Source organism: Halothiobacillus sp. (genome assembly GCF_028710545.1).
In the GTDB taxonomy this organism is placed as follows: domain Bacteria; phylum Pseudomonadota; class Gammaproteobacteria; order Halothiobacillales; family Halothiobacillaceae; genus Halothiobacillus.
This window is the reverse complement of record NZ_JAQTTX010000101.1, coordinates 1-3,721: the sequence shown is the minus strand read 5'-3', so window position 1 is coordinate 3,721 and position 3,721 is coordinate 1. Positions and strand designations below refer to the sequence as shown.

Genomic DNA, 3,721 nt, shown 5'->3' with positions numbered 1-3,721 from the left:
TTGCCGCCGCCGTGCGGGAAAACCGGTTGGACTTCGTGCTCACGCAACCATTGCAGTTTGTGCAACTGGGCCAGGATGATGGCGTCTGGCCATTGGCTACCATGGTTGTAAAGACCCCGGGCGGCACGCTGAATCGTTTTGGCTCTGCCATTATCGTGCGTGCCGATCGGAGCGATATTCAACATGTCTCTGATTTGAAAAATAAAATCGTGGCCGGGGCCTCCAAAGATGCCTTGGGCGCTTGGCTACTGGGGCTGGATAGCATGGTCCGGGCAGGGATTGACCCCAAAACCCAGATTCAACCGCTGTTCACCGGCTTGCCGATGTTCCAGATTGTGCAGGCCGTTGGGCAGGGTCGCGCTGATGCAGGCGTGATCCGTGCCGGATTTCTGGAACATCTTGTGACGCAAGGTGATGTAAAACTGGGCGAATTCCGCGTTCTCGATCCCAAACAGTACAGTGATTATCCCTATCAGGTTTCAACCGAGCTTGTGCCCGAATGGCCCTTTGCTGCCACGCGGAAAGTGAATCGAATTTTTGCCGAAAAAGTGGCCCGGGACCTGATGGGGATGACTCCAGATAACCCCGCTTTGATTACGAGTGGACTAGCTAAGTGGGCTTTGCCGCTTGATTACTCGACCGTTCAGCAAATCAGGGATCGCTGGTTGCCAAGCAATCCCTCGTTTATCGCTTTGTTCAAGGCCTACGGTTGGTGGTTGCTTCTGCCCACTGGCCTGATTCTTTTTGCTTTTTTTTTGCAAGGTAAACGAACGCAGAAAAAAATAGTACGGCAGGAAATTCAGCTGAGAAAAACGCTCAATGCGTTGGAAGATGCGGTTGTCGTTCTTTCACCGGACGGTCGTGTGTTGTTCGCCAACCAATCGAGTCTTGGGTTTTTAAGACACCCCGTTGAACATCCCGACGAGTTGAGTGGACGGCATTACACGGTGCTTTTCGATTTGCGCTGGCGTGAAACCGATCCCAACTTCGATCTGCGAACGGCCATCGGTTTGTTGTGCAAACGGCCCGAGCAATCCTATAGTTTGCAATTGTCTGTTGGACACCAGATCAAGGACATCGAAGTTCATCTCCGACTCTTGGGATCGTGTCTGGATAAGCTGTCATGCAAGATCATCCTCACGCTGCGTGATGAAACCGACTATCGTGAAGCCACCGCACTGCTGGCTTATCGAGCGGCCCATGATCGGCTCACGGGGCTGCTCAATCACACCGCCTTTGCGGATTTTCTCGAAGCGCAGTGCGATGCCCATGATCAAAAGAAGAGCGAAGGATTGATCTTGTGGCTGGATGTGGACGACTTCCGGCTCATCAATGAAACCAACTCGCGTACTGCTGGTGATCTGGTGGTTACCCGTATCGCCAGCTACTTGAGTTCTTCCGTGCCACCAAATGGTGTCATTGCCCGATTGGGCGTTGATGAGTTCGGGATATGGATTCCGGATGTGCAATCGTTTGCCTATCAGCAATGGCCGGATGAATTGTTGAGCGGCCTGCAGGATATGCGTGTTGAGGTCGGCGAACAGCGCTTACGCGTGAGCATCAGCATGGGGGCCTGCCTGGCCGATTGTCGATTGGGTGCCGGACTGCTGAACGATGCCGAAGCAGCCTGTCGGCGGGCGCATCGCGAGGGTGGTAACCGGGTGGTCTGGTTCTCTCGTGACGATCAGGAGATTGTCTCCAGACGCCACCAACTGGCCACCTTGCACCAACTCAAGCAGGCTCTGGATGAGGAGGGATTAAGGCAGGTAATTCAGGCCATTGCGCCCTTGCCGCTACCTTCCGACAATCCGGCACCCGTGCCGCATTACGAGGTGCTGTTGCGATTGCGCGGAGCGGATGGCAGCCTGCAATCGCCGGTGCAGTTCATCGAAGCGGCGGAAAAAAACCATTTCATGACCGAAATCGACCGTTGGGTGATCCGGCAGACGTTCGCGCTGTTGGCGCGTTGCGGGGAACACCCGCCACTGCTTGCCATCAATCTCTCCGGCGCAACAGTGCAGGATCCGTCGATGAACGCGTTCATCCGTTCCGCTTTCCGTGAGTTCAATCTCGATCCAGCCTTGATCTGTTTCGAGATTACCGAAACCTCAGCGATCACCAATTATGAACTGGTGTTGGAACTGGTCCACTCGTTACGTCAGATGGGCTGCAAGATTTCGCTCGATGATTTCGGCGCGGGGCTGCTTTCTTTCGAATTCATGCGTCGGTTGAAGCCGGATTTCGTCAAAATCGATGGCAAGCTGGTTCGTGACATCGAGCACGATCCGGTCGCCTCGGTCATCGTTACGACCATCGTGCAGGTATCGAAGGTGATGGGAGCCAAAACGATTGGCGAATGGGTCGAGAACGAGGCGACCTTGCGCCGGTTGGAGGTCATCGGTATCGATTTCATCCAAGGTTATTACTACCACGCGCCAGTTCCGATCGATAGCTTGATCCAGGAACCGTTGGTTCATTGACAGCAGGGCAGAAAACTCGACCATGAGTTATTCAGCCCTATAGAGTTCAGTACGCCCATATCCAGCCTAAAATCCTGTCGAATTGGGTAGTTGTAGCAGCCTGTCAATTGGCCGACTGAACAATATCGCCCACTTGCACTACATGCTGGCCACCATAGTGGATGCGCGTCGTGTGTTCACCCAGTCGTGCAACTTCAGCCGTGCCCAGGCTTTGCAACAAGTAGTGCTCGGTATAAGCATCCTGACCGGGCTGATAGACACGGTCGGTTCGTTGCAGGATCAGCAATCGGTCGCTGCTGCGCAGACCATCGTTGATGCCGCGATTAATCGTGATGGTCGAGCCATCGACATGCACCACCTGACCGATCAGTGGCTTGCAGACCAGTGTCCGGTCAATCCAGTTGGCGGCTTCACTTGCGAGTTGATTCATTGCCTGTCCATAGGCAGAGGCAGTGAAATCAGTGCCCAAGGCATCGATCACAGGATCATATTCACCTGCATTTACACTGGGTGCGCTCACCGTGGTTTGTGCCATGGTCTGCGTTGTCAGCGCATCGACGATGCGGATATCCAGCGTACCGCCCCGTGGGTTGAGGCTGGGGCCCAGAAACGACCACATGCTGGCTTGTCCTGACAGGCCGAAATTATGCCCGCTGATGCGAATAAAGTAGGGTGTGCCGTGGCTCTTGAAGGCATCGACCGCAGGCTCCGGGCCGGTGGATTGCGTCGCTTGTGTGGTTTTGACGTCAAAGTGGCTGGTATTTAGCAGGTCGACCGCAATGGTTTTGCTTAAGGCCGCCCCCAGATTCACGATATCTTGCGGCGGTGTGGGTAGCCACACGCGGGTCAGCATCACGGATTTTTTGAAACGCGCCTCGGCGCATTGGAGCGTGCCGTCTGTTTTCTCTGACCTGTTCACCACGGCTATCTTGGGTGCGGGCGTTTGTGCGTTTGCCGGGGCCGATTCGCCGGGCGGCACGGTCATGCCCGGTGCACAACCTGTCAATGCAAGCAGGCAGGCCAAGGCCATAGTGACGAGCGAGGGGGCGGGGTACTTCAACATCGTAAGTCCTGTTTCTATATGCCGTCTGGCGCGTAGATTGCGGTCAGTAGAGCCACTTTACGCTATGATCGTCCAAGTTTTGAAGTACATCCGAGGTATTCATGTCCGTTCGCACCCGTTTCGCGCCATCACCCACCGGTTTTTTGCATATTGGCGGTGCCCGCACAGCCCTGTTCAG

Annotated in this window: 3 protein-coding genes; 2 read left to right on the top strand and 1 reads right to left on the bottom strand. The window is 55.0% G+C overall.

From position 1 onward, the window contains the following. Positions 1-2,480 (top strand): EAL domain-containing protein (locus PHD44_RS12435; protein ID WP_300192191.1); only part of this gene is annotated, 2,480 nt, incomplete at its 5' end. Between the two features lie 103 nt (positions 2,481-2,583). Here PHD44_RS12435 and PHD44_RS12430 read toward each other — a convergent pair. Further along, the gene (locus PHD44_RS12430; RefSeq protein WP_300192189.1) at positions 2,584-3,543 is read right to left on the bottom strand and encodes a hypothetical protein; all 960 of its coding nucleotides are present in this window, start codon (positions 3,541-3,543) and stop codon (positions 2,584-2,586) included. Positions 3,544-3,644: 101 nt separating this feature from the next. Between PHD44_RS12430 and PHD44_RS12425 the strand changes: the two genes are divergently transcribed. After that, positions 3,645-3,721: glutamate--tRNA ligase family protein (locus PHD44_RS12425; protein WP_300192193.1), on the top strand; the 77-nt coding region annotated here is incomplete at its 3' end.

Coding starts and splice junctions, on each gene's coding strand:
- PHD44_RS12430 (WP_300192189.1), bottom strand. CDS start 3,543: ATGTTGAAGTACCCCGCCCCCTCGCTCGTCACTATGGCCTTGGCCTGC.